We start from the raw sequence: 24,493 nt of genomic DNA, 5'->3' as shown, positions 1-24,493 counted from the left end.
CTCAGTTTCAATAGAGAATCACGTTTTTCAGCCAGTTGATGTGCCCCTGATCAATGGCAATCACATCAAAACGGCAAGCCGGCTGTATTTTCTTGCTCAATAAATAGACCTGGGCAGCATGTGACATGCGTTTTTGTTTGGCAGGTGTGATACTGGCAATGGCGCCGCCAAATTGCATGGAGCTGCGCTTTCTGACTTCAACAAACACCAAAACCTTGCCATCCTGCATGATGAGGTCAATTTCCCCGCCTTTACAGAGAAAATTCTGTTGAACCAGCTTTAAGCCGGCCTGTTGCAAATAGACCAAGGCCAGTTGCTCTGCATCATCACCACTGCGACGCTTTGCCGTGCGGGTATCATTGCGTGACGGACCGGTATTTGCTTCAGCGCTATCTGTGGTTCTCATTGGCGTACAATCTCGGCTAATTCATCTACAACATCAGGAAAAGGCATGAGTACAGCTGAAAACGCATTATTTACCAATGCCAGCATCATGGAAGCAGTCACCCGGCAAAATTATCCGGCCGGCACATTATATGTAGTCGCCACGCCAATTGGAAATATTGCGGATATTTCACTGCGTGCCTTGCATCTGCTGTCACTGGTCGATGCGATTGCCTGTGAAGATACCCGCAATACCGCTCAGTTGATGGCACGCTATGGTATCAGCAAGCCTTTGATCGCGGCTCATCAACATAATGAACGTGAGGTGGCAGAAAAAATCCTGGCCCGCCTGCAAGCCGGTGAGCGTATTGCCCTGGTGTCAGATGCCGGCACACCGGGCGTTTCCGATCCTGGTGCCAAAATCGTCGATGCAGTCAAACTTGCCCACATGCCGGTCACGCCCCTGCCCGGTGCTTCGGCGGCCATCAGCGCCCTGTCAGCCAGTGGTCTGATCCATGACCGCTTTTACTTTGTCGGTTTTCTGCCAGCCAAGGCAGGGCAACGTGAAACCGTATTGCGTGAAGTACAGTCCTTGCCCGCCAGCCTGATTTTCTACGAAGCGCCACACCGCATACAAGAGACTATCATTGCCATGTGCGAAGTGTTTGGCGGAGTCCGCCGCGTCGTGCTGGCGCGTGAAGTCAGCAAATTGTTTGAAGAAATTCATCGATGCAGCCTGGTGGAAGCACAATCCTGGCTGGCTGCCGACAATCACAGGGAAAAAGGCGAGTATGTAATCCTTGTCGAAGCCGCCGCAGCCGCTGAAGACGAGCAAAGCCTGGAAGCCAGGCGAGTATTGTCCATCCTGCTGGAAGAATGCTCAGTCAAACAGGCAGCGTCACTGGCAGCCCAATTGACCGGTCAAAAGAAAAACGCCCTGTATCAACTGGCGCTTGAAATGAAAGCCACAGACAGCCAGGACTGACAAAACCGGGACGACCTGGGTCAGATGCTAGCGCTGCACGACGAGCGGCTTGCCTATGCCCAGCTCCCCTGCCTGGGCAATCGCTGCGCTGGCTTCAGAACGATTGGCAAACGGACCACTGACCAGCCTGTACAAGCTGCCCTGCTGGACAATGTCAAAACCAGGCAGCTGGCTGGTAGCCCGGCCCTTGAGGTGATTCATGATGGCTTCTGCATTGGCCCTGATCGCATACGCGCCAAACTGTATGTAGTAGCCTGGGGTAGCTGGTGTAGCAGGGATACTGGTAGTGTTGGTCGTATTATTGGCAGCATTGTTACTGGCAACAGCATTCACCGGGCCGGCTGCAGGAGCAGTGAATTTCTCAACAGGTTTGCTGTCTTGTGCGGCAAGCAGTTCTTCCATGCTCATGCCTGCCTGCGGCTTGTCGCTGCTGCGCTCCAGACTACGCACTACGGGGGCAGATTTCGCTGCAACCGGCATGGTAGTCACTGCCGCCTCTTGCCTGCTTGCCTGCACCGGCTGATTTTTGCGGTTTTCCGCCATTCTTTCTATGTCGGATGGTAACAGGCGCTCCACTTCGAGCTGGCTGCTGCCCTTGCCGATCACATCAAGTTTCAGGGCGGCGGTGTAAGACAGGTCGATAATACGGCTGGAATGAAAAGGCCCCCTGTCGTTAATACGCACGATGATCTGTTTGCCGTTACTGGTATTGGTCACCCGCGCATACGAGGGAATCGGCAGAACAGGGTGGGCAGCCGTGATCTTGTACATGTCATACAGCTCGCCAGACGACGTCTTTTGCCCGTGGAATTTCTTACCATACCAGCTGCCGACACCGCGCTGTATGAATGGCGTGGTATTGTCTGCAATCGGTGTATAGGTTTTGCCAAATACAACATACGGTTTGTTGCCGGACCGGGAAAAATCTTCCACCATCGGTATAGGGTCTACGGTATTTTCCAGGCCTTCGGGCGGGTTATCGCCGGGGCCGTCGTCCTTGTAATAGGCGCCGCGCCCGGAACTGGCCTTAGGCAGTGCCGGAGTCTGGCCATTACCCGGCTTGCTGGTCGTCGATGGTTTCTGGGTATCGGCAATGATGACGGGCTGTTTGGGGGCACTGCCACAGGCAGCCAGCAGGCTGGCAATTGCTCCCAGCATCAGCAGTCGCGCGTTCTTCTGCGACGGGCTCATGTCTGCACCAGTTTTCGATTGCGCTGTACACTCATCATGAATCCCAATCCCATACCCAAGGTTACCAATGCGGTACCCCCATAGCTCATGAAAGGCAAGGGTACCCCAACTACCGGCACGATGCCGCTGACCATGCCCATATTCACGAAGGCATAGGTAAAGAATATCATAGTCACGGCACCAGCCATCAAACGCGCAAACAAGGTGGGGGCGTTGGAGGCGATCATCAGGCAGCGCAGGATCAGCAGGAAGTACAATACCACCAGGATGACGTTACCGACAAAACCAAACTCTTCTGAAAACACGGCAAAAATAAAATCTGTCGTATGCTCCGGGATAAATTCAAGATGCGCCTGCGTCCCTTTCAGGAATCCCTTGCCATGCAGGCCGCCAGAACCCAGGGCAATGGTTGACTGTATGATGTGGAAACCCTTGCCGAGCGGATCCCGATTCGGGTCCAGCATGGTCAGTACACGGTCACGCTGATAGTCGTGCAGCATGGGCCAGACCACGGTGGGAATGATGACCGCCGCCGCCGCACCCAGTGAAACCAGAAACTTCCAGGACAGCCCCGCCAGGAACACCACGGAAAAACCTGCCGCCACCACCAGCATGGCGGTACCCAGATCGGGCTGCTTGGCAATCAGAGCAGCCGGAATGCCAAGTATCACGGCAGCGACAACGAAATCCCGCCAGCGCAGAGCACCTTCACGTTTCTGGAAATACCAGGCCAGCATCAGGGGCGTGGCGATCTTCATCATCTCTGACGGCTGTATCTGCATGCCGACATACAGCCAGCGGCGCGAGCCTTTCTTGACCAGTCCGAACAGGGCCACGGCAATCAACAGCGCCACCCCAAAGGTGTAGATAGGGATGGCAAAGCGCATCAGGGTTTGCGGCGGTATGTTCGCGGCTACCCACATGATGAAGAAAGACACCAGGATATTCCTGACATGATCTTCGACCCGACCAGGGAAATCCATACCGGCAGAGTACATGGTCACAATGCCTATGGACATGATGAGGAAGATCAGGATCGCCAGGGTGGCATCAAACACCAGGATATGTGAGCGGATAAAATGCCAGTTGATGTGACGTTTTTGCATGATCAATCCTTGTTGCCTGTGGTTTCGCCGCCGGGTTTTGGACCTGGGTCAGGCTCGGCAGGTGCCTTGATTTCCGCGTCGGAGCGGAACAGGGCCATGTCGCTTTGCGGCTTGGGCTGCGGTGGTGCATGGTCCTTGTCTTTGTCTTGCGGACGCTTGCCCAGCAAATAATAATCCATGGCCTTGCGCACGATAGGTGCCGCTGCTTCAGCACCAAAGCCGCCATTTTCGACAATGATGGCAAGCGCTATCTTGGGCTTGTCAGCAGGTGCAAAAGCGATATACAGCGAGTGATCTATATGCCGTGCCGCGATGGTTTTGGCGTTGTATTTCTCCCCTTTTTTAATACCCACGACCTGGGCTGTACCGGTCTTGCCGCCAGAAACATATTCGGTATTGGCAAAAACCCGCGCCGAGGTACCTTCCTTGGTCACGCCCACCATGGCGTTCTTGATGAAGTCGACATTTTCCTGCTTCAGTGGAATGCGTCCGCTTTCTTTAGGTACGGTCAGCGTTCTCTGCCTGCTCTGCGGGTCTTCCGTCATCTTGACCAGATGCGGTTTCATGATCACGCCATTGTTTGCCAGCGTCGCCATGGCATGCGCCATTTGCAAGGGAGTAAAGGTGTTCTGCCCCTGACCAATACCAAGGGAAATCGTATCACCAAGCACCCAGCGTTTTTGTTCAGGCTTCTTGAAGGCAGTACGCTTCCATTCCGTCGAAGGCAACAGGCCGGTACGCTCATGTTCAAGATCTATACCTGTCTTTTGGCCAAACCCGAAGGGCGCCATGAAATCGTGCATGACATCAACGGTCAGGTCGTTTGCCAGGGAATAATAATACGTGTCACAGGAATGCACGATGGAACGGTACATGTCGACCATGCCGTGACCGCCTGCTTTATCATCCTTGAAGGTATGATTACCGAAAGTGAAGTAACCAGGGTCGGAAATTGCCTGTGTCGTGGTGCGTTTCCCCAGTTCCAGCGCAGCCAGCGCCATGAAAGGCTTGTAAGTAGAGCCTGGCGGGTAGGCCCCCGTCAGAGGGCGGTTCAGCAATGGCTTGTCTTCCGAAGTATTGAGTTCATTCCAGCTCTGCTGATCGATACCCTCAACAAACAGATTCGGGTCATACGTCGGCTTGGATACAAAGGCCAGCACATCACCGGTTGCCGGTTCAATGGCCACCAGGGCGCCACGTCTGTCGCCAAATGCTTCTTCTATGACTTTTTGCAATTCTATGTCAACTGACAGGATCAGGTTCTTGCCTGAAGTCGGCGCAGAACGTGACAGTACGCGCACGGCCCGCCCACCAGCAGACACTTCGACTTCTTCAAAGCCGGTGTTTCCGTGCAGGATTTTTTCGTAACTTTTTTCCAGGCCTTCCTTGCCGATGTAATCGGTACCGTTATAGTTGGCGGCATCTTCCATCTCATCGATGACTTCAGCATCCTTGGGACTAATGCGGCCTATGTAGCCAATGACGTGTGAAGCAGAATCCCCTTGCGGATACTGGCGAAACAGGCGCGCCTGGATGTCAACGCCAGGAAAGCGGAAGCGTTGCGCCGTGAAACGGGCAACCTCATCATCAGTCAGGCGCGTACGTATGGGCAGGCTTTCAAAATTCTTGGAATCCTCCAGCAGCTTGCGAAAACGCTTGCGATGCTTGGGCTGTATATCAACCAGCAAGGCCAGTTGATCGATCAGAATATCCATGTCCTGGCGTATCTTGGAAGGCGTGATTTCCAACGTGTAGGCAGAATAATTACGCGCCAGGATGACACCGTTCCTGTCCATGATCAAACCTCGGTTAGGAACCACCGGCACGATGTCTATGCGGTTTTCGTCTGCCAGCAGGGCATAGTCATCATGCTTGATGATCTGTAGCCAGACAAAACGGGTAATCAGGGCTGCAAAACAAAGGAAGACGAATGTGCCTATGAATAACAGGCGCATGCGGAAATGATGCAATTCGCGTTCCGTGTTCTTGAGTTCAGTCATAGCAAAAAAATTGAAGCAGGCAGCGATAGCGTAGCGGCAGCTTAGAACCTGTTTGGGATCTGTAGCGAGCGAGCGTCAGCAGGGTGAAGAGCAGCGCAAAAAGCGGAATGTACTGTAGTACATGAGCATTTTGAGCAGCACATGAGCCCCGCATAAGCCACAACCCGCGCTCGCGCAGTAAGATCCCGAACAGGCTCTTAGATAGGACGCGTGTCATCTTTATCTATCGCCCGCCGTTGGGGAGCCAGCAATAACAGTGTTGCGACCGGCCACAGCACTGTCGTTACCAGGCTGACCGTGAAATAGGTCCAGCCAGGGAAATGGGCATCTGGTGCCACCAGCAAACGAACAAGCAACTGGACCGCCTGGGCAAACAGAAACAGAGGGAACACATGCAGGGATTGAGTCAGTGGATGAAACCACAAAACACGCCTGTGTATCATGATGGCGAAATAAGACAACAGGGTATAGGCCAGGGCATTTTCACCGAGATTGATGGAATCGTGGACATCCATCAGCAAGCCCATTGCAAAAGCCACACCTATACCGACCTTGCGTGGCTGGTGTATGGTCCAGAACACCAGGACAAGCGCGACAAAGTCCGGTACCGCCATCCAGTTGCCCCAGGGAAGGAAATTGAGGAAGAAGGCAATTGCAAAGCTGACGGCAATAAATACCGGATTAACTGGCAACAGGATGTAATGGGGACTATTCACGGTTTTTTCTCCCTGGCCGTGGATGCAGGTACAGCCGTCACCGGCGCAACAGGTCTGGCTGGACTGTCAGTCACCGGCAAGTCTTTCATGGGCTGATCGACCGGTTTGATGTCCGATGTCGGTGCAGCTGCATCACGCGTCACCTTGCGATTGATTTTTTCTTTTTTGGCACGCACATCTTCGGTATCCGGACGCGACAGATTGTCGGTCGCGACCAGCAAGACCAGCAAATGCTTGTTGCGATCTATGCCGGCTGTCGGCACACACAAGATGCTTTCAAACGTCGTCGTTGCCTTGTTTTCTACCTGCACGACCTTGGCTACGGCCAAACCAGACGGGTACACGCCGTCTATGCCTGAGGTCACCAGTTGATCACCGTTTTGTATGTCGGCATTGGCGGTCAGGCGCATGTCCAGGTAACTCGACTGGCCACGTCCGTAAGCAACGCTACGCAAGCCGTTACGTAAAATCTGTACGGGTATGGCCTGGTTTTTGTCAGTCAGCAACGTCACTTCGGCAGTCAGTGGGAAAACCCTGGTGACCTGCCCGACCACACCCTTGTCATCAATGACCGGCTGACTGACAGTCAAGCCATGCTTGATGCCACGGTCAATAATTACCTTACGGGTCGCCGGGTCACGGGCATCGTAAATGATTTCTGCCATGACGGATTTCACCTGCAGACGTTCACGCGCCTCGAGTAAATTGCGCAGGTGAGTGTTTTCTGCCAGCAGTTGCCCTGATTGCTGCAGGGTGATGGCATTCTGGGTCTGCTGTCGCTTTAGTTGCAGGTTCTCTTTTTCCAGCGCATTCACTGAGACAAAATAATCTGCCATGCGCATGGTGGCGTCACGTGGCATGACGGCAACCATCTGTATCGGATACAGGATGCTGCCCAGCACCTGTCTGACCAGGGTCAATGACTTAAGGCGGGCATCAACGACTAATATAAAAATCGCCAGAACGGCAAAGAAAACCACCCTCGCACGCGCAGATGCGCCTTGCTTGAAGAGTGGTGGCGGGCTGTAGTCCATACTTTACCGGTGTTTCTCAATAAACGGCTCAATCAGCGAATCAATATACTCTTTTCCAGTCAGCATGACCGGATGAATGCGACATCAGCCAAGGGGGCCGGGCACAGATGCAGCACCAGGCGTCCCTGTAAACCTGCAGCTTTTTATTCGTAAGAGAAAATCGAACCCAGTTTATCCATGCGTTCCAATGCCATGCCTGAACCACGCACCACACAAGTCAGAGGGTCTTCAGCCACAATCACTGGCAAGCCGGTTTCTTCCATCAGCAAACGATCAAGGTCACGCAGGAGTGCACCGCCACCGGTCAGCATCATGCCTTTCTCGGCAATGTCAGCACCGAGTTCTGGAGGAGTCTGTTCCAGCGCATTCTTGACTGCTGAGACGATGTTGTTGAGAGGATCAGTTAATGCCTCCAGGATTTCATTGCTGGAGATGGTGAATGAACGTGGAATGCCTTCTGACAGGTTACGTCCCTTGACTTCCATTTCCTTGACTTCAGAACCGGGGAAGGCAGAGCCGATGGCTTTCTTGATCGCTTCGGCAGTCTGTTCGCCGATCAACATGCCGTAGTTGCGACGGATGTAGTTGACGATGGCTTCATCAAACTTGTCGCCACCAACACGGACAGAACCTTTGTAGACCATGCCGCCAAGCGAAATGATGCCGACTTCCGTGGTACCGCCACCAATATCAACCACCATAGAGCCGGTTGCTTCAGATACCGGCAAACCAGCGCCGATTGCTGCAGCCATCGGTTCTTCAATCAGGTATACCTGGGATGCACCTGCGCCCAGCGCTGATTCACGGATCGCACGGCGTTCTACCTGGGTAGAGCCGCAAGGTACGCAGATAATGATGCGCGGTGAAGGTTTGAAGAACTTGGTATCATGCACCATGCGGATGAATTGCTTGAGCATCTGCTCGGTGACGGTAAAGTCGGCAATCACACCGTCCTTCATAGGACGGATAGCTTCAATATTACCCGGCACCTTGCCCAGCATCTGCTTGGCTTCTTTACCAACGGCCTGGATAGTTTTCTTGCCGTTAGGGCCGCCTTCCTGGCGGATGGCCACAACGGATGGTTCATCAAGCACGATACCCTGGCTGCGGACGTAGATCAGTGTGTTGGCCGTCCCCAGATCGATCGCCAGATCATTTGAAAAATAACTACGTAAAAAACCAAACATGTATTGTCCTGTATTTAACTGATTGTGGGCACAACCCTGTCATAGGGCTGCGCGACCGAATTTTTACCCCTACCCGACTCCGCCGGAAACCAGCCAGCTAGCCAGACTCCGGGCAAGTTAGGGGATTTAGCAAGCCATTTAGGGCATTAACCCGCCATTCTACCTTATAATCTGTTTAAATTTATTCGATACCAACACCTAAAAACAAGCTTTTGGTGAGCCGTCGAATTTTGTATTTTTTGACACTATTTTTCGCGCCTTAACAGCGCCCTTGAACTATGTCACTGACACTTGAAGATGTGAAAAGAATTGCCAATCTGGCAAAGCTGGAGACTTCGGCAGAGGAACAAGTTTCCACGCTGGAAAAACTCAATGGTATTTTTTCCCTGGTTGAGCAGCTGAAGGCTGTCGACACCACTGGTGTAGCCCCCTTGAGCCACCCTATCGCCGCCCTGCTGCCAGAGATGGCCTTGCGTTTGCGTGAAGACGTGGTCAGCGAAAGCAATCGTCGTGAAGACTATCAAAAACCAGCGCCAGCAACCCAGGATGGCCTTTACCTCGTACCCCAGGTTATTGAGACTGAATAAGTCATATTCCACTTATGCATACCAAGACAATTTCGCAATTATCCGCCCTGTTGCAAAGCAAGCAGGTTTCCGCCACCGAACTTGCGCAGCATTATCTGAACCGTATTGCTGCCAGTGACCTCAATGCCTTCCTGCATGTGAATCCTGAATGGACCTTGCAACAGGCGGCAGCAGCAGATGCCCGTCTGGCCAGTGGCGATGCCGGTGTATTGACGGGCGTACCTATCGCCCATAAAGATATTTTCGTCACCCGTGACTGGCGTTCCACTGCCGGTTCGCGCATGCTTGAAAATTATGTCAGCCCTTTCGATGCAACCGTGGTTGAGTTATTCAATAAAGCCGGTACAGTCACTCTGGGCAAATTGAATTGTGATGAATTCGCCATGGGCTCTGCCAATGAAAATTCATATTTTGGCGCCGTCAAAAATCCCTGGGACAAAACTGCAGTGCCCGGCGGTTCTTCCGGTGGTTCGGCCGCAGCGATTGCGGCGCGCCTGGCGCCTGCAGTGACTGCTACCGATACCGGCGGCTCCATTCGCCAGCCAGCATCGTTTTGTGGCGTCACGGGCATTAAACCAACTTATGGCAGCGTGTCGCGTTATGGCATGATCGCTTTTGCCTCCTCACTCGATCAGGGTGGCCCGATCGCCCAGACAGCCGAAGATTGCGGTATTTTGCTCAATGCGATGACAGGCTTCGATGAGAAGGATTCAACTTCTCTCGAACGCAAAAAAGAAGATTTCAACCGTGACCTGAACAAATCCCTGCAAGGCCTGCGCATAGGCGTACCCAAGGAATTTTTCTCTGCTGGTTTGGCCGCAGATGTGGAACAGGCGGTACGCGCTGCATTGGCAGAGTACGAAAAACTGGGTGCAACGCTGGTAGAAATCTCCCTGCCAAAAACCGAGCTGTCCATCCCTGTATATTATGTGATTGCGCCGGCAGAAGCGTCTTCCAACCTGAGCCGTTTTGACGGCGTGCGTTATGGTCATCGTGCCGCCGACTACAAAGACCTCGAAGACATGTACAAGAAGTCACGCGCCGAAGGTTTTGGTGCCGAAGTCAAACGCCGTATCCTGGTCGGTGCTTATGTATTGTCGCACGGTTACTACGATGCTTATTATTTGCAGGCACAAAGAATACGCCGTCTGATCGCCCAGGATTTTGCCGCTGCCTTTGAAAAGTGTGATGTCATCATGGGACCGGTGGCGCCAACCGTTGCGTGGGATCTGGGTTCCAAAGCCGACGACCCGGTAGCCAACTACCTGGCTGACATCTTTACCCTGTCAACCAGCCTGGCTGGCTTGCCTGGCATGTCCATCCCTTGCGGTTTCGGCCAGGGTGACAAGAATGGCAAGCGTCCGGTAGGTTTGCAGTTGATCGGCAATTATTTTGATGAAGCGAAATTACTCAATGTCGCTCACCAATTCCAGCAAGCAACTGACTGGCATACGCGCAGCCCTGTATGAGCTTGAAAAACTTCCTGGGTGTAGCCATGTTGCTGATAGGCGGAACCTTGTCGGCACAGACACTGGACACGCATATCGCCTGCACACAAACGCTGCAGGAAGATGCGAGCGGCGAGCGCCTGATTTACAGCGATCAGGCACGCATGCAATTGCATGGTACTGAGATCACTGAGTTTCAATGGGAGTCTTCAGTATTTCGCAGTAATCGCGGACATGACTGCAGCATAGATACTGAAGATGGCCTGGAAGCAGAACTGACAGAAAAGGGCTGGCGCATACGACTCAAGAATGCGCAGTCAGCAAGACAAAAGCGCGGTTATGATGTGGACAGAGGCTCACAATGCAGCATACGCCTGGAACGTGAAGGTGATGCCCTGCGTATCAAGCCCACTTGCCCTGCGCTATGCGGCTCACGCAGGAATTTTTCAGAGCTGACGGTAAATACCAGGACCGGGCTCTGTACATACGAGTAATGAAATGATGTGCCGCCTGCTCTGTAAATATGTCAATCAGCAGGCACAATAAGATAAGACGAGGAAATATTATGCAATGGGAAGTCGTTATCGGTTTTGAGACGCATGCGCAACTCAAGACCAACTCAAAAATTTTCAGCGGCTCTTCAACACAGTTTGGTGCTGAACCCAATACCCAGGCCAGCCCGGTTGACCTGGCACTGCCTGGCGTATTGCCAGTCATGAACAAGGGCGCCGTCGAAAAAGCCATACAGTTTGGCCTGGCTATCGGTGCGGTAGTCGCGCCTGAGTCCATCTTTGCCCGCAAAAATTATTTCTACCCTGACCTGCCCAAAGGCTATCAGATCAGCCAGTTTGAAATCCCGGTAGTACAGGGTGGTTTCGTGCCTTGCGTGTTTGAAAAAGATGGCAAGACTGAATTCAGGAATATAGAACTGACACGTGCCCACCTGGAAGAAGATGCTGGCAAATCCACTCACGGTGCAGCCCAGGGTATGACAGGCATAGACCTGAACCGTGCAGGCACACCCTTGCTGGAAATCGTGACCGAACCAGTCATGCGCAGTGCTGCCGAAGCTGTTGCTTACGCCAAGGCCCTGCATTCGCTGGTCGTCTGGCTCGATATCTGTGACGGCAATATGCAGGAAGGCTCTTTCCGTTGCGATGCCAACGTTTCTGTACGCCCTGTCGGACAAAAGGAATTTGGCACGCGTTGCGAAATCAAAAACCTGAACTCTTTCCGCTTCCTCGAAGAAGCGATCAATTACGAAGTGCGCCGTCAGATAGAGCTAATAGAAGACGGTGGCAAGGTCGTGCAGCAAACACGCCTTTATGACCCGGATAAAAAGGTCACTGTAAAAATGCGCGACAAGGAAGATTCGATGGACTATCGCTACTTCCCTGACCCTGACCTGCCACCGCTGAAAATCAGCCGCGAATGGGTGGAGCAGGTACGCGCCACCATGCCTGAACTGCCATCCGCCATGCGCCAGCGCTTTATTGAACAATTGGGTTTGCCCGAATATGATGCAACCGTCCTGACCCAATCCAAGGGCATGGCAACCTATTTTGAAGCGGTAGTTGCCGCCGCAGGTGCGGCACAAGCCAAACCTGCCGCCAACTGGATGATGGGGGACGTATCAGCCACCCTGAACCGTGAAGGCCTCGATATCAGCGCCATCCCTGTGACGGCAGCACAACTGGCGTTATTGTTGCAGCGTATCGCTGATGGCACGATCTCCAACAAGATCGCCAAGGAAGTGTTTGCGGCAATGTGGGAAGCACCCTCTGCTGACGCGAATCTGGCTGATCAGGTCATCGATGCCAAGGGCCTGAAACAAATCTCTGACGTCGGCGCTCTGGAAAAAATCATTGACGAAGTCATGGCCGCCAACCAGCAATCCGTTGATGAATACCGTGCGGGTAAAGAGAAAGCATTCAACTCTCTGGTTGGCCAGGCGATGAAAGCGACCAAGGGCAAAGGCAACCCGGCTCAGGTCAATGAATTGCTGAAGAAGAAACTGGCAGGCTAAATGAAAAGAAGTCGCAGGACTTAAAACGGAAAAAGGCAGTCAAATGACTGCCTTTTTACTGAAAATTTTCCCCGGATTAATTCATTGGTGAAAAATAGTTCGCTACAGCCTGCATATCATCCATGTTTACCGTACCAGCAGCAACTCGTAACTTCAGGAAACTAATCAAATAATTGTACTTAGCCTGAGCCAAATCACGCTTGGCTGCTACTAGTTGCTGCTCTGCACTCAAGACATCCAGGTTAATACGCACTCCACCCTTGACACTTTGCTTTGTCGCCTCAACTAACAATGTCGAGGAATCAACGGATTTCTGCAAAGCGCCAATCTTGGTCACACTTGTCTGTACCGCATTATATTGTTTACGCAATTCTATCGATATGCGGTTACGTGTCGACTCAAGATCCGCCTTGGCCTTATCGCGATTTGCCACGGCCTGATTGCTGATTGCGTTGACATATCCTCCAGAGTAAATTGGGATAATCAAACTCACGCCTATACTTTTTATTGTCTGGTCCTGCGTGCGATTGGTCAGGCTATCAGCAATAGCGCGGTTGTAACTAGCATTGAGTTCCAGGCGCGGAGTGTGTCCGGCCTTGCTCTTGCTGATCTCTTGTTCCGCAGATTCAACCGTATATTGGGCAGCAGATATTTCAGGATTATTATCCATTGCCACTTGCATCCATTCATCAAAACCGGACAGTGAACCCGGCATAACCTTGAACTCCGGGCGCAAGCCATCCAACTGCGTCACGTCCTTACCAACAATTGCTGAAAAAGTATTTCTGGCATTCAGCAGATTGTCTTGCGCTTCAATGACTTGTGACTCCGCGATATCCAGTTTTGCCTGTGTTTCCAGCATATCGGTCTTGGTACCTTCACCCTTTTCAAACATGCGCTCATTGATACGCTTTTGTTCCGCATAGGCATCACGCTGTGCACGGAACAGATCAAGCTGATCTTCTGCATATTTTGCGTCAGCATAAGCACTGACCAAACGTATGATCAGGTCCTTGCTCCGAGCTGAAAAGATCGCATCACTGTAATTGGTCTGTGCAATACCTTGCCTGTAACGGGCTGTTGTATCCAGGCTAAACAAAGTCTGACGTAGCGACAACGTATTGGTCAGGCTGGTGTAATCATAATCCGAAGTAATCGTAGGCCTGTCAGGTTGAGCAACAACAAAGGGATTAGGTTGTGTTTGTTCCGCCCTGTTTTTTGATGTCCCATAGTTATATTGAATCGTTGGCAGCAATCCAGCCCGGCCTATGTTTCTATATTCCTTGCCAGCTATATTTTCAGATACTGCCGCACGATAGGCTGGATCATTCATCAGTGCTGCTTCATAAGCCTGTAACAGTCCCATGGCTTGTACCTGACCTGCGGTAGCCATCAAGAATCCGCAGGCAGCAGCAATCACATTAAGGCGTTTCCATGATTTTTTCATGATCAGTCCTCGGTCATGGCAGAATGGGCGCGGTCAATCACTGGTTTGAGCAAGTAGTTCATCATGGTGCGACCACCGGTGCTGACAAACATCTCAACCGGCATACCAGGGCGGATGTTCAGGTTGGCAATCATCTTCTTGCCTTCAGGGGCCACTTCGGCGCGCACTTTATAGAAAGCCTGACCTGTCCTTTCATCGACAGTACGGTCAGCTGATACCTGGGTAATGACGCCTGGGATATGCGGTGTAGTGTTGGTGTTGAATGCGGAGAAAATCAATTCAGTTTTCAGGCCGGCATGCACCTTGTCAACCAGGTTGACTGGCAGGCTGGCCTCAACGATCAGCGCGTCATCCTGCGGCACCAGTTCCATCAGTTTAAAACCACCCGGCACAACAGCGCCTTTGGTAAATACATTGAGTGCAACAACAGTACCGTCCACCGGCGCCTTCACGGCGATATTGTTAAGGTCAAAATCAAGCGCTGTCATGCGATTTTGCAAGGCTTCTGCTTCTTTCTGGATATCGGTCAGCTGGGTACGGATTTCTTTTTGGTAATCCTGCAGACGCTGTGACTTACGCAGGCTCAATTCCATGACCTGACGCGATACACGACCCATATTACCCAGGTCTTCAGAAATACTGCCATTCACCTGGGCATAGGTACGTTCCTGGTCAAGCAGGCGGTTTCTGGCGATATAGCCATCTTTGGCCAGGTCACGCAAACCATCGAGTTGCTCTTTCAGGAACTGTTGTTGCTGCTTTTTGCTGACCATGGAATCTTCCAGGCCTTTCAATTGCGACTTCAGGCCGGCAATATTTTCATCAATCGCGCCAATTTCGCTTTGGAAGGAAATCTGACGGCTGGAAAACAACTGCTGTTGCAGCAATACGCTATTGGCAACACGAACATCCGTTTTTGCGTCGTTCAGCTCTTTCGGAAAATTGATACTCTTGGCGCCATCACGCTCAGCCAGCAGCCTGGCTTCAACGGCCTTGGCGGTGAACAATTGCACACGGGTTACTTCTGCCGCTGCTTTTGCTGAAACACTATTCATTTTCAACAAGGTCTGACCTGCCTTGACGACATCACCGTCCTTGACCAGGATTTCGTCAACGGTACCACCTGTCTGATGCTGTATTACCTTGCGGCTGGATGCAACGGCGACATTGCCACTCATGGGCACGCCTTTGTCCAGCGGTGCTGTAAATGCCCATATCAGGAAACCAAGCACGCCGATAATGACGATGGCCCAGCCCATTCTGGAATACACGCGGGCATCTGTATTGACTTCCAGAATTTCTACGTTCTGCGTTGCCACGTCAGTGACATTGCTCTTTTTAACCAATGCGTTTTTCATGATTATTCCTGTTCTTCGGCTGTCGCACTTGCCTGCTCATCGACACTGGCGTTAATTCTTGCCTGGGTATCTGCCGGCGGTTCAGATGAAGCTGATTGCAGGCCGTTTTGCGCCTGTGCCTGCTGTGCCGCCTGGGCAGCTTGCTGAGCCGCTGCCGCTTGCTGTGCTTGTTGCATTTGCTGTTGATTTGCCTGGTTCAGGGCAGCCAGTACCTGGTCACGCGGGCCAAAGGCCTGGCCTATACCATCACGTAACAGCAAGAGCTTGGTGGTTGCGCCCAGTATGGTCGTACGGTGGGTGATCAGGACGATGGTCTTGCCACGTTGGCGCAGATCATTGATTGCCATGACCAGTGCCTGCTCACCAGCGTCATCCAGGTTGGAGTTCGGTTCATCCAGTACCAGCAGGGACGGATCGTCATACATGGCGCGAGCCAGGCCTATACGCTGTTTCTGTCCACCGGACAAACCGGCGCCGCCGTCACCCAGGCGAGTGTCGTAACCTTGCGGGAAGTGCAGGATCAGGTCATGCACACCAGCACGCTTGGATGCCAGAATGACTTTTTCCGAATCAACCTCACCAAAACGTGCAATATTTTCTGCTACGGTACCTGCAAACAATTCTATGTCCTGCGGCAGGTAACCGATACTGGGGCCAAGCTGGTCTTTATTCCACTGGTAGATATCAGCGCCGTCAAGACGGACTTTACCTACCTGTGAAGGCCATACGCCAACCAGCAAACGTGCCAGTGTGGACTTGCCGGAGCCTGAAGGTCCGATCACGCCGAGTACATCACCAGGCTGCAAGGCCATGGTCAAGCCTTTCAAGACAACAACGGTAGAACCCGGAGGCGCAGCAGTCACGCCTTCTACAGACAGGGCGCCCTGCGGCTTGGGCAAGTCCATGCCAGCCTGGCGTGGTGGGTTGGAGCCGAGCAATTCATTGAGGCGACCATAAGCACCCTTGACAGTACTCCATTGCTTCCACACACCAATCAGCTGATCGATAGGGCCAGTCGCTTTACCAAGTAAAATGGAACCGGCGATCATCATGCCCGGTGACATCTTGCCCTCGATAACCAGCAAGGCACCAAAGCCCAGCACCAGGGACTGTACGGAAACGCGTACAAATTTACTTAAAGCAGTAACAATACCGGATTTTTCGCTCGCTTCTGCCTGCAATTGCAGGAAGCGGCCATGCAATTTGAACCAGCGCGACATCAGGTTAGGCAGCATGCCCATGGCTTCAATCACTTCTGCATTGCGCAGGTTGTTGGTAGCCAGGTTACTGGAGATAATGGCCATGGTATTGGCTTCGGTCAGAGGCTTCTTGGAGACCACTTCATTGGCATACGCCAGGATCACCATGATGATCACGGCAGCCAGGGCAAACAAGCCCAGGTAGGCGTCGAACATGAAGATAACTGCCAGGTAGAACGGGAACCACGGCGCATCAAAGAAAGCGAACAAGCCAGCACCTGTAAGGAACTGACGTATCTGCGTCAGGTCTTGCAATGCTTGACCGGCATTACCGCCACCGCGCTTCAGGTTTTGCTCAAATGCGGCAGTGTAGATACGCTTATTCATCTGCATATCAAGCTTGGCGCCAAGACGTATCAAAACGAAGCTGCGTATGTATTCCAGCGCGCTCATCAAGCCATAAGCACCCAGCATCAGCATTGTCAACATCAACAAAGTGATTTCGTTGCGGCTTTGCAAAACACGATCATAAACCTGCAACATGTACAGGGAAGGTGCTAACATCAATAAATTGATGATGGCACTGAAAATGCCAACGGTCCTGAATGCACTTTTAAAAGTCAGCAAGACTTGGGCAATTTCAGATTGTGGAAGTTTTAGTTTCGAGATCATTTGTATTCTTTGCACATTAAAGTGCTAAAAACAACGCAATTTAAAAGGTAGCCGCCGAGTGATTCTGTCTTGCAGATAAAGACAAGGACAGTTTCAAATGCATTTTTAGAGCAAGGCGGCATTATCACCGTTCACAAATCAATTAAATGTGATCTACGTCACATTTTTCGAAAGCGTAACACAAGTTTTACGCTTTTAAAACGTGTTTTGTGTATCAATACGCGGATTTTTTATATACCCCCACCTGTATCCTCATATTGCCTGTTTTTTAGCTATGGCAACTATTGAAATCAACAAGGTACTCCCCATATTGTCAATTCATTCATGGCAGCGCACATGGACAGGAAATTGGGTAAGGTTTTGTTTTTACAGAACTTTTTCTAAAACAAGGGGGGGCAGATTCTTATGATCGGGTGCGACATCTGCTGCGACCATCACATCAGATACGGATGTCAGCTATTCTGCTGATGTTGGGCAAAGCGCCTTTCCTTGAGAAGCAACCGACTATGTCATAGCCAGTATGACTTCAGGCAAGAGCCAGGAACAAAAAAAACGCCCCACAATATCCGTTGCGGGGCGCCGAGTTCTTAATGGTCTTGCTGGCTACAGTGTTATTTTAACTCAATTACTACCGTGTTTACAAGTGATTGTGCAGATATATCACCAGATTTGTTAATTTGTGTATCTCTGGCCAAACTGTAAACCCATTCAAGTTGCGCAGGTAAGCACACTTTCTCCAGGTCATAAAATTCACAGGCAAATTTGCGAGCGTTCTCGCCTAGCCTCGCTCTTTCCTCGGGCTGTTCAAGCAAATCACAAACTTCTTTTGCCAGGCCCTGTGCATCAAAGAAGTCGACCAGCCTGCCAGTTTCATTGTGACGTATTGCCTCATGCAAAGGCTGGGTATCAGAGGCCACGATGGCACAACCTGCACTCATTGCTTCCAATAAACTCCAGGACAGGACAAAAGGATAAGTCAGGTAAACGTGGATGCGTGACAACTGCAACAAGGGAATGAAGTGTTGATACGGGATATTTCCGAGGAAATGTATGCGCTTCAAGGCACTTTCAGATAACTGGGGGCGTATTTCATTAAAGAAAATATCTTTCCATGATTGGCCATCTGGAGATTTCGCGCCATAGCTGACTTCGTCGCCACCAACCAGCAGGATCTGTGCATGCGGACGGGCAGTCAATATCTGCGGCAAAGCACGCATGAAAATATGATAGCCGCGATATGGTTCAAGATTGCGATTGACGAAGGTAATGACCTCATCGTCACGGGTCAGGGTCAGACCACTCCCCAGACTCAGCGCAACTGCCGGATTGGGGGCAACCAGGTTGGTATTGATGCCGTCATGAATGACACTGATGCGATCACGGAATGCAGAGGGGAATGTACTGGCTTGCCAGTGGGTAGGCGAGATCGCCGCATCGGCCAACTCCATGTTCAGCAAGTTATTGATGTTCTTGAGCTGCACTTTGGTCGCCTGCTCTATGCTGTTGCCCGAAAATTCAAGATCGAAACCAACATCTGCACCACGTACATGATAAAAAAATTCGGCATAAATACCGACTTTTGCCTTGGGCCAGACATGTTTGAGAAACAGGCTTTCACCCCAGCCCGGATGGGCAATAATCACATCCGGCTCAAAACCTTGCTCACGCAATTGCAAGGCCATACGCATTGCCGCTTCACCACGAATAACTTTAGGTTCAGCATCGGCCAGCCAGGGATGTATTTCCGCACATGATCCACGAGTAGCCTGGTAAGGAAAAATCTTGACGCCATTCCATAAGGAAGGCGCTCCTTTGTGCATGCTCAGGGCCACCACTTCATTGCCTCGATCAGCAGCCAACGCAGGTGCCAGATGAACAAACTGACCGGGAAAATTTTGATGGACGAACAGGATTTTCATAGAACTGATTTCAAATAATGGCGTGCAATTTTAATTGCAACAGTATAAACCTGAATCAAGGCTTATATTCTGCAAACACATCGTTGCGCACATGTGGACGATTGCATTTTCCAGCCGCTTGATAAAACCCGGTCAGTTGTGCGCTTCTCTGTTGTAATTTCTAGCTGGCAACAAGGTGGTTTGCGAAGGCCGCAGCCATGCCATCTGGCCTTAGGTGATGTTCATCGATATGCCATTGTTGATTAGATTTTGCTCCGCCAGCATCAGTCATGGAAAAAACGTCAAGAAAATCCATTCCTGCAGCCAGGGATAAATTCTTCAAGCGTTGATTGAAACTTGCCAGCATACCCAGAAATTCCTTACGCTCGCCTTCTGGCAACAGGTCGTACCTGATATTGGCAGCCGGCACACCAGCGATGATAAATTTGTGTTGCTTGCCCTGATTCATCTTGACCAGTGTCTGAAGATAAGCATTGATCGTTGCATCAATAATCTCCATCAGACTTTTATCCTGCGATTTTTTCCACGTGGGCAATATCCCAGTATCAAGCCGACAGTCTATTTCGCCTATGCTCAACAAGACCGTACTCGCATCAGGAAAAGATTGCAGATAAGCATACATCAGTTCTTTGTAGTGATTATGCACCGGGCTGCCGATATGCCATTGTTTGCAACCTTCTATCCAGTTGCCTTTGCAGCGCCACTGTTGCCTCTGGTAGGTCACTATGCTGTTATGGCTGGACAGCATATGGCTTTCACCGATGACGTACATGATGTTTTGCGGCTGCTGAGTGAAGCAGCTTATGCCAACAGTTGACCACCAGTCCGCCAGCTTCACCATGAAGCTGCAATATATCCTCGAACCATCGCTCAGTTGCGTGGGAGAAGCCAGCATGCCTTTTGCCAATTGCAGCAAGGGTGCAACCTGGTTGGCATCGCCATGCAAATAATGAAGTATGGCCAGTTGCAAGGCAGCATTCTGTGCGCCAAAACCGTCCTGCTTCAATTGCAAAGACCGGTAATACTGTGCAGCAGACTCATTTACCTTGCCCTGTTTACTATAAGCATTGGCGAGGCAGACATAGATTTCAGCCTGCTGTGGTGCACGAGTGAGTGCGCTCAGATAACAGGCTACCGATGCCTGTATATCGCCGCTTTCCTGCAAGGCATTACCCTTGTTGTTGAGCGCCTCTACATGCGCAGGCTGCAGCGACAGTACCGCATCGTAATCACGGATAGCCTCTGGATAGCGTTTGAGTGCCAGTAAAATATTGGCGCGATTGAACAAGGCATCAAGATAATCCGGCTTGGCGTGCATGGCCCGGTCATATGACTGCAAGGCATCATCCATGCGCCCGAGAGAGGCGAGTGCCAAGCCCTGATTATTGAGTGCTTCAACAAAACCTGCCTCTATTTCCAGGGCTTGCTGATAGCTTTGCAGGGCAGACATATGCTGTCCCAGGTCAAGCAGAACATTGCCGCGGTTGGAATAGGCGGCAGCATGTTTGGGATTAACGGCAATAGCCCTGCTAATCAAGTCCAGCGCCAAGGCAAATTGCCCCTGCCGTCGCTGCAGGATACCAAGCAAGTGAAGGGCATCGAAATTATTCGCCTGCAGACTCAGTACCTGCTCATAGAGCGTGGCCGCCTCGGCCAGTTTACTTTGTTGGTGCAGGCCTATGGCTTGCTGCAACAAACCGGCAATACGTATCGCCTGGGGATTTGTTGTCTTTTTTTGCTGCTTAGCAGGATAAGCTCTATGCCTGTTCATTGGCAGATATCATTCTTCTTCACTTAATTACACAGGCAACATGGCCCCAGCCTCAATATGTTACCTGCTACGGTATATGATCAGCAATTTCATGTTGACTCTGCTGCTCGGTGCTTGCTCGGATTCTAACCAGAACGCGTTTTATCCAGAATGAATTTGCAGGTACTCCCATGTTTTATATGTGAAATAGTGGATGTTACTTTAACTGCGCCAGTACCAGATTCTGGACTTCCTCCGCGGTTCGCGCATTTTTTGTCCCTACAGCCCATAAATCGAAAGCCGATGGCCGGGATGCCGCCACAACCGTCTTGAAACCGGATTCTGCCAGAGTATTCATCAGCACTTTCTGGGTAAAACCACAGCGATGCGCCATAAACAGATTTCCTCTTTCCATCGCGGCACGATGACCATACAGAATATCAAGTGGAGCAATCGGGCCGGCCGGTGACACATAGGCAGGTTCCAGCAATTTGTCTTCGACAACCAGTTTACAAACGGAAATCAAGTCGGGGCAGGTCACAACAAATATGCCGTCATCCTTCAGCACACGCAAAATTTCCTTCAGTGCAACCGGCACTTCGTGTGGATACAGATGCTCGATATTATGCGAAGAAAAGACAGCGTCAATAGAGCCCGTTGAAACAGCACTCATATCAGTCAGGGTGCCCTGAATGTCGGGATTGACGGTAGGGTCAATATCAAAGCGAATTTCTTCCCACTCATCTGACTGAAAGAAAGGCGTGGTACCGGACTTGTTTTGGGGGCCGCAGCCTACGTGGAGTAATTTCAAAGTATCACCTGTAATTTGATCCAAAAGAAAAATGAGGCATCTCAGCCTCATTTTCCATGCGCATTCTATGTCAAGTCAAATACAGATCACTGGACTTGATCCGGACGGGAAGAAGCCAGCGCCACTTTTGGTAAATGACGGAAAGATGCCCAGTGCAATTCCAGGATAGCCATCAGGCCATTGCGCACCCAGCGGGCCAATGTTGCATCATCAAGCGCCAATACCTTCTCACGATCAACTGTACGGAAACCACCGATCAAGTGTGTTGCATTGCCTTCCTGGAAGTGCAAATCTTTGGAGACCAGCACACCGGTTGTTTCCAGTTCGCTGAGTACCGCACGACCTTCGCGCAAGTTCTTTTCGTAGCTATTGAGCAATTCCAGAACTTTGGAGAAATGGGGATTGAACTCAGATTTCTCTGTGAATACCAACTCACCTTCAGTTTGATTGAATTGTGGGGCGTCCATGTCTGCAGCCAGCACATATTCATCCGTTTGGCCAAGGCGGCCCAGGATGAAAGGATAACGACGCACATGTACAGGTACATAGCTGTCTGTCCATTGATTTTTTTCATTCAAAAAGACATTACGCTCTCTCAAGCCCAGTACGGCGATCAGGTTCAGTACACCACTTTGTGTGAACAGGACAGGGTAATATTCTGCTGCTTCAGCGATTTCTACTGGTGCCAGAGGTGCGGTAGTCAAATCACGGGCAAAAGCAAAATCTGCAGCCGGTTTGAGGCGCAAAGAGCCATGCAGGTTCTTGTCCAGGGTTTGAGCATTTTGAAACATAGTAAAACTCCAATAACTAGAAAAAGCCCAGTCCGTTGACGACGTGGGTTGAACGCCAATGATGTCCCATGGCAAAGAATTCTTTCATGTCCGATTTAAAAACAATCGACATGACAGTGATTAGTACAATGTAAATAGAGGCATTCGATAAAAAATCAAGTTCAATATTGTATCAGCAGGCTGATACAGCAGCGTTTTTTTCCTACATTCATCTTAAATACAAAAGTGCCTGGCGTTATGCCTGCTTTTGCCATATCAGCAAATAACCTGGAATGGGCTGATGATTTTCCATCCTGATGGTTTGCGGCAAACATCTTGCCTCCGTAAAACCATTTGTCATGGCCAATTTTTGCAAATAAGCAAGTTGGTGCGCATAGCGCCCGCTCGCGCGCAAGCAATATCCTGCTGATGAGGGTGCGACGTCATTATCAGCCTCCACTGAAAAACAAAATATCCCGCCTGCAGGCAATAGACGGCTAATCTCTGCCATGATCTGGTCCAGTTGCCCCAGATACACAAAAACATCGGCGGCGGTCACCAAGTGATAGCTGGTAGAAGGTTCCTGGTGTGTCATGCTTATCAAGTCTGATTGCACCAGCCTGTGATAAATTTGCCTATCCTGTGCTTTAAGCAGCATCTTTTCCGATAAATCGACACCAACCAGATAGGAGATAAAGGGAGCAAGCTCTTGGCCAACCAAGCCCGTGCCACAACCCAGATCAAGTACACGCCAGGGTACAGGTGACGAGGCAAAAACCGGCTTCAATTCTTGCGCTATCAATGAGGGAATCTTGTATTCCAGCACTTGCTGCAGATGCTGATCAAAACGGTCGGCATAGTCGTCAAATACCTTGCTGACATAACTGACAGGTGCCTGTGCACTCAATTGACCAGACAAAACATGGAGGAAATGCTGGGCATTCCCCAGTTGTGGGTCCAGGGTCAGTGCCTGCTGATAACTGGCGATAGCCTGTGCTGTCCGCCCTGCATCTTTATAAATATTGCCCAAGCTGTTGTGGATGTCCGCCAGATTCGGTTGCAGAACTACCGCACGCTCTGCACACTGAGTCGCTGCATCCAGCTTCTTTTGCTTTTGATAAATCAGGGCCAGATTATTCCATGCTTCAGCCAGATTGGGCATCAAGGTAGTCGCTTGCCGATAGGCATGTACAGCCTCGTCCTGCCTACTCTGCTCTTTGTAAATATTGCCAAGGTTATTATGTGCTTCAGCATAGTCAGATTTGCGTTTTAACGCCTCTTGTACACAGATATGCGCTTCTTCCAGTCGACCGGAACCAAGTAGTACTGAAGCCAGGTTATTGAGAGCGTGCGCATTATCCGGATTGCTTTGCAAAGACCGGCGTATCAGCTCTTCAGCTTGGGGAAAATCTGCTCTTTGATAAGCGACCACGCCAGACATATTCAAGGCATCGGCATGTGATGGAATTTGCTGCAATACCAGCCGATAAAGCTGCCAGGCATCATCGAGTTTCCCCCGACGATGCAGAATCAAAGCTTCAGCAAAGTATTTGTTCACCTGAGCTTGCGATTGCTTTTTTTGCTGCTCAGCCTGTGCATGTGCCATTTCATCTTTAAGCATACAACACTGCTTATATTTCTTGCCGCTACCGCAAGGACAAGAATCATTGCGACTGATTTTTTTCATTTCATTATCAACCGGATAAAAATTTGATGGTGACTTTCACAAAATCATAACAAATACAGACCATGCAAGGCTAATACAGGACTTGACATGAGTCTTTACACAGGCAAAACAAAGACCCCGGCACTTTGCAGCACCGGGGTCTTTGTTTTGCCCTGCAGAGGGGATGTTTCCCTCTGCAGGGCATGGGTAGCGAACTACCCATGGTATTACCTACGC

20 protein-coding genes are annotated in these 24,493 nt (G+C 50.9%); 5 read left to right on the top strand and 15 right to left on the bottom strand.

The window, feature by feature from the left end; genetic code table 11:
• Positions 1 to 7: 7 nt before the first annotated feature.
• The gene (locus LZ463_RS18740; protein WP_241457346.1) at positions 8 to 406 is read right to left on the bottom strand and encodes a YraN family protein; all 399 of its coding nucleotides are present in this window, start codon (positions 404 to 406) and stop codon (positions 8 to 10) included.
• A gap of 45 nt (positions 407 to 451) precedes the next feature.
• On the opposite strand from LZ463_RS18740, the gene rsmI reads away from it, so the two are divergent.
• Positions 452 to 1,369: a 16S rRNA (cytidine(1402)-2'-O)-methyltransferase gene (gene rsmI / locus LZ463_RS18735; RefSeq protein ID WP_241457345.1), complete on the top strand. Its 918-nt coding sequence runs from the start codon at positions 452 to 454 to the stop codon at positions 1,367 to 1,369.
• A gap of 27 nt (positions 1,370 to 1,396) precedes the next feature.
• Here rsmI and LZ463_RS18730 read toward each other — a convergent pair whose 3' ends face one another.
• From LZ463_RS18730 to LZ463_RS18705, 6 genes are all read right to left on the bottom strand, one after another.
• Entirely contained in the window at positions 1,397 to 2,560 is a 1,164-nt protein-coding gene (locus LZ463_RS18730) for a septal ring lytic transglycosylase RlpA family protein (protein ID WP_241457344.1), read from the bottom strand.
• The gene (gene rodA / locus LZ463_RS18725; protein WP_241457343.1) at positions 2,557 to 3,666 is read right to left on the bottom strand and encodes a rod shape-determining protein RodA; all 1,110 of its coding nucleotides are present in this window, start codon (positions 3,664 to 3,666) and stop codon (positions 2,557 to 2,559) included. Before rodA ends, LZ463_RS18730 begins: the two co-directional genes overlap by 4 nt.
• A 2-nt stretch (positions 3,667 to 3,668) precedes the next feature.
• A complete protein-coding gene (gene mrdA, locus LZ463_RS18720) occupies positions 3,669 to 5,666 on the bottom strand; it encodes a penicillin-binding protein 2 (RefSeq protein ID WP_241457342.1) in 1,998 nt (665 codons plus the stop codon).
• A 197-nt stretch (positions 5,667 to 5,863) separates the two neighbouring features.
• Positions 5,864 to 6,382 carry a rod shape-determining protein MreD gene (gene mreD / locus LZ463_RS18715; protein ID WP_241457341.1) on the bottom strand — a complete coding sequence of 173 codons (519 nt, stop codon included), beginning with the start codon at positions 6,380 to 6,382 and terminating at the stop codon, positions 5,864 to 5,866.
• The gene (mreC, locus tag LZ463_RS18710; protein WP_241457340.1) at positions 6,379 to 7,416 is read right to left on the bottom strand and encodes a rod shape-determining protein MreC; all 1,038 of its coding nucleotides are present in this window, start codon (positions 7,414 to 7,416) and stop codon (positions 6,379 to 6,381) included. The genes mreD and mreC overlap by 4 nt, the downstream gene beginning before the upstream one ends.
• A 143-nt stretch (positions 7,417 to 7,559) precedes the next feature.
• Positions 7,560 to 8,603 (bottom strand): rod shape-determining protein, encoded by a 1,044-nt coding sequence (locus LZ463_RS18705; protein ID WP_110256286.1) that lies wholly within the window; start codon positions 8,601 to 8,603, stop codon positions 7,560 to 7,562.
• 278 nt (positions 8,604 to 8,881) lie between these two features.
• Between LZ463_RS18705 and gatC the strand changes: the two genes are divergently transcribed.
• The 4 genes from gatC to gatB are packed head-to-tail and all read left to right on the top strand — an operon-like array spanning position 8,882 to position 12,664.
• Complete coding sequence (gene gatC / locus LZ463_RS18700) at positions 8,882 to 9,190, top strand: Asp-tRNA(Asn)/Glu-tRNA(Gln) amidotransferase subunit GatC (RefSeq protein ID WP_241457339.1); 309 nt, start codon at positions 8,882 to 8,884, stop codon at positions 9,188 to 9,190.
• A 14-nt stretch (positions 9,191 to 9,204) separates the two neighbouring features.
• A complete protein-coding gene (gene gatA / locus LZ463_RS18695; protein WP_241457338.1) occupies positions 9,205 to 10,659 on the top strand; it encodes an Asp-tRNA(Asn)/Glu-tRNA(Gln) amidotransferase subunit GatA in 1,455 nt (484 codons plus the stop codon).
• Positions 10,656 to 11,132, top strand: a complete 477-nt coding sequence (locus LZ463_RS18690) for a hypothetical protein (RefSeq protein ID WP_241457337.1) — start codon at positions 10,656 to 10,658, stop codon at positions 11,130 to 11,132. The genes gatA and LZ463_RS18690 overlap by 4 nt, the downstream gene beginning before the upstream one ends.
• Positions 11,133 to 11,161: 29 nt before the next feature.
• Complete coding sequence (gene gatB, locus LZ463_RS18685) at positions 11,162 to 12,664, top strand: Asp-tRNA(Asn)/Glu-tRNA(Gln) amidotransferase subunit GatB (protein ID WP_277624108.1); 1,503 nt, start codon at positions 11,162 to 11,164, stop codon at positions 12,662 to 12,664.
• 76 nt (positions 12,665 to 12,740) lie between these two features.
• Here gatB and LZ463_RS18680 read toward each other — a convergent pair whose 3' ends face one another.
• The 8 genes from LZ463_RS18680 to LZ463_RS18645 form a co-directional block, all read right to left on the bottom strand.
• Entirely contained in the window at positions 12,741 to 14,111 is a 1,371-nt protein-coding gene (locus LZ463_RS18680) for a TolC family outer membrane protein (protein ID WP_241457335.1), read from the bottom strand.
• A gap of 2 nt (positions 14,112 to 14,113) precedes the next feature.
• Positions 14,114 to 15,469 (bottom strand): HlyD family type I secretion periplasmic adaptor subunit, encoded by a 1,356-nt coding sequence (locus LZ463_RS18675; protein WP_241457334.1) that lies wholly within the window; start codon positions 15,467 to 15,469, stop codon positions 14,114 to 14,116.
• A 2-nt stretch (positions 15,470 to 15,471) separates the two neighbouring features.
• On the bottom strand, positions 15,472 to 17,340 hold the full coding sequence (locus LZ463_RS18670) for a type I secretion system permease/ATPase (protein WP_241457333.1): 1,869 nt from the start codon (positions 17,338 to 17,340) through the stop codon (positions 15,472 to 15,474).
• 611 nt (positions 17,341 to 17,951) lie between these two features.
• The gene (locus LZ463_RS18665) at positions 17,952 to 19,259 is read right to left on the bottom strand and encodes a glycosyltransferase family 4 protein (protein WP_241457332.1); all 1,308 of its coding nucleotides are present in this window, start codon (positions 19,257 to 19,259) and stop codon (positions 17,952 to 17,954) included.
• 160 nt (positions 19,260 to 19,419) lie between these two features.
• On the bottom strand, positions 19,420 to 21,030 hold the full coding sequence (locus LZ463_RS18660) for a tetratricopeptide repeat protein (RefSeq protein WP_241457331.1): 1,611 nt from the start codon (positions 21,028 to 21,030) through the stop codon (positions 19,420 to 19,422).
• Positions 21,031 to 21,226: 196 nt separating this feature from the next.
• Entirely contained in the window at positions 21,227 to 21,820 is a 594-nt protein-coding gene (locus LZ463_RS18655; RefSeq protein ID WP_241457330.1) for a class I SAM-dependent methyltransferase, read from the bottom strand.
• A gap of 86 nt (positions 21,821 to 21,906) precedes the next feature.
• Positions 21,907 to 22,611 (bottom strand): SapC family protein, encoded by a 705-nt coding sequence (locus LZ463_RS18650; protein ID WP_241457329.1) that lies wholly within the window; start codon positions 22,609 to 22,611, stop codon positions 21,907 to 21,909.
• A 235-nt stretch (positions 22,612 to 22,846) separates the two neighbouring features.
• Positions 22,847 to 24,277 (bottom strand): tetratricopeptide repeat protein, encoded by a 1,431-nt coding sequence (locus LZ463_RS18645; RefSeq protein WP_277624107.1) that lies wholly within the window; start codon positions 24,275 to 24,277, stop codon positions 22,847 to 22,849.
• Between the last annotated feature and the right edge of the window lie 216 nt (positions 24,278 to 24,493).

The sequence above is a fragment of the Undibacterium paludis genome (assembly GCF_022568815.1).
GTDB lineage: Bacteria > Pseudomonadota > Gammaproteobacteria > Burkholderiales > Burkholderiaceae_D > Undibacterium.
The sequence above is the reverse complement of the archived record's forward strand: the minus strand, read 5'-3'. Positions and strand labels throughout refer to the sequence as shown.